Genomic DNA, 1,725 nt, shown 5'->3' with positions numbered 1-1,725 from the left:
TAGAATAACCTCCCAATCTTATATGTTTATTCTAACAATAAAAAAATAAACTGCGAAGCAAGAGCCGTACGCTCTCTCACTTACACAGTTTATTTTACACTCCCTGGAATGGCAGCCTAAGAAGGTGTTTTATTATTGTCTCAAATTGCTATGTCAGTCTATTACAATGGCTTGTTTTTCTTTCTGCCTTAAATAAAGGTAAGTTAATCAAGTGTGCATGCTGTACACCTTAAGACAGTCGCATTATCCGAATGATTTACATTTAGGTCTGGACTAGGTATTCTATACAACATTCTCTTCTTTATTTAGCTTTCTATTCAATCTTAAATTTCATCAATTGCATTATAACCGTAACCTTTTCTATTCCAGAAAGGTAGGGTTGGTTGAGTTCTATCATAAGAATCAGTAGCTTTTGTCATAATCTTATATTCACCTTTGTCCAGTACACTCCACTCATAAGACCAAGATTGCCACCCATAACCAGCATTTTTAGCTGACTCTAACATTGCATTTAGCCAAGTAATCCACCGTCGATACTTATCTCCAACTTTGTAATAAAGCCTTTACCTGTCCAAGGAATCCCTTTAATCAAATGCTTACCATTATTTAAATTCTCCTTATCTAAAGGCTTTTGAATCGTCGAGTTTACATTTATTGTAGTAACAGGGTAGGCATCTTTATTATTTTCTTTATCAGGATAATACACATAATCGATTGTTTGAAATGGTCCTTTAAAATTAGAATCAATAACACTAATCTGCTTTATCCATTTAACAGACGCCATTGCATACCACTGTGGAACAATTAATCTTAGTGGATAACCATGTTTAAACGGAATTGGCTGGTTATTATATTCATAGGCAATAATGGTATCAGGATGGATAGCCTTCTCTATAGGCTGACTTCTAGCGTAGGTAAAAACCTCATTTAGATCGGTTCTTTCTCCAAAATCATATCCTTCTACGACAATTTCTTTTGATCCTTCCCTTATCCCGGAAAGTTCCAGCAGGGTTCGTAACGGTACACCCTTCCAATAGCCTTGGCTTATAGCACCTTTTCCCATTGTTCTCCAAATACTTTAGGTTCGAAAAGGTTACGTTTATCCCCTGAACATTCAAGGACAGCTAGTATTGTTTTTGAAGGTAATTGAAGAATGTCCTCCATGGAAAGCAATATTGGTGTTGACATGATCCCATTAATTGGGAGCCAATAGTTTGAGTAAGAAAGAGCTGGATAATTAAAGTGGTTTCTCTTATAAAATAAGTTATTATTTACAATCTCATTTTCTATAAATGAAATAGGTGTTTCCTGATTTTTACTGCCCCTTAACCTGCGATAAATTAAGGTTATTAGAACGTATTGAGGATAAGATCCAGACACTTGGTACAAGTACAAGAGCAGATACTAGAATGGAAAGGCAGTCATAAAATCCTCGTAGATAGGTTCATTGTTTACCACTCCTTTTCTAAGGATAAACAAACATGTTATATTGAATATTTTAAACACTCTAGTTAACATTATTAAACTATCCTATAAACTTATTATGGGGATAGTTTTTGGTTAAAAACGTTACAAGTCAAATGTAATCGGGGTTAATGAATTTGTGAAATGTTGTATTTAAACTAAACCAGCTAATAGTTGTCAATATTTTTCTCTAAAAAAATTAATTCTCTCATGATATACTAAAATTACGTATGCCAAATAACCCTCCACTACATAGTGATT

2 protein-coding genes and 1 pseudogene are annotated in these 1,725 nt (G+C 34.0%); all 3 read right to left on the bottom strand.

Going from position 1 to position 1,725, the window contains the following annotated elements; all coding sequences use genetic code 11:
- Positions 1-323: 323 nt before the first annotated feature.
- Positions 324-506, bottom strand: coding sequence for a hypothetical protein (locus ACFSBH_RS12290; RefSeq protein WP_379597767.1), 183 nt, complete (start codon positions 504-506; stop codon positions 324-326).
- Positions 507-511: 5 nt separating this feature from the next.
- Positions 512-784, bottom strand: a complete 273-nt coding sequence (locus ACFSBH_RS21400; protein ID WP_465264477.1) for a hypothetical protein — start codon at positions 782-784, stop codon at positions 512-514.
- Between the two features lie 3 nt (positions 785-787).
- Positions 788-1,188 (bottom strand): annotated as a pseudogene (locus ACFSBH_RS21395) (molybdopterin-dependent oxidoreductase); the annotation flags it as partial.
- Positions 1,189-1,725 lie beyond the last annotated feature (537 nt).

The sequence above is a fragment of the Oceanobacillus luteolus genome (assembly GCF_042678205.1).
Classification (GTDB): domain Bacteria; phylum Bacillota; class Bacilli; order Bacillales; family Amphibacillaceae; genus Oceanobacillus; species Oceanobacillus luteolus.
The sequence above is the reverse complement of the archived record's forward strand: the minus strand, read 5'-3'. Positions and strand labels throughout refer to the sequence as shown.

What these genes read in the sequence shown, in the direction of transcription:
- ACFSBH_RS12290 (WP_379597767.1), bottom strand. Translation starts at nt 506, where the DNA reads ATGTTAGAGTCAGCTAAAAATGCTGGTTATGGGTGGCAATCTTGGTCT.
- ACFSBH_RS21400 (WP_465264477.1), bottom strand. Translation starts at nt 784, where the DNA reads ATGGCGTCTGTTAAATGGATAAAGCAGATTAGTGTTATTGATTCTAAT.